This is a genomic window from Pseudomonas sp. 2995-1, assembly GCF_002742505.1.
In the GTDB taxonomy this organism is placed as follows: domain Bacteria; phylum Pseudomonadota; class Gammaproteobacteria; order Pseudomonadales; family Pseudomonadaceae; genus Aquipseudomonas; species Aquipseudomonas sivasensis.
In genome coordinates, this window is record NZ_LJSA01000311.1 from 1 (window position 1) to 261 (window position 261).

The window sequence follows — 261 nt, forward strand, 5'->3', positions numbered from 1 at the left end:
GGTAGAAAAGAGTTTTCCTTTAATAAAGTCATGAACTCCATTTCTCCACCAGCAAGGGCTATTCCTGACCAGTAATCAGGATAGCCTGGGTCAGGTACAAGAGCTGTGTCACCATTGTTTAATAGACATTGACTCACTTCAACTAGTCCTGTTTTTGCACCGAAAAGGACAGCAACTTCTGTTTCAGGATCAAGATCTACATCATATTCACGACTATAAAACTCACAGATCGCTTCTTTAGAAATGGATACCCTCTAAAAG

Annotated in this window: 1 protein-coding gene; it reads right to left on the reverse strand. The window is 40.2% G+C overall.

The window, feature by feature from the left end:
• On the reverse strand, positions 1 to 245 hold a 245-nt coding region (locus AOA61_RS32840; RefSeq protein ID WP_143521192.1), incomplete at its 3' end, for an aminotransferase class I/II-fold pyridoxal phosphate-dependent enzyme.
• Positions 246 to 261 lie beyond the last annotated feature (16 nt).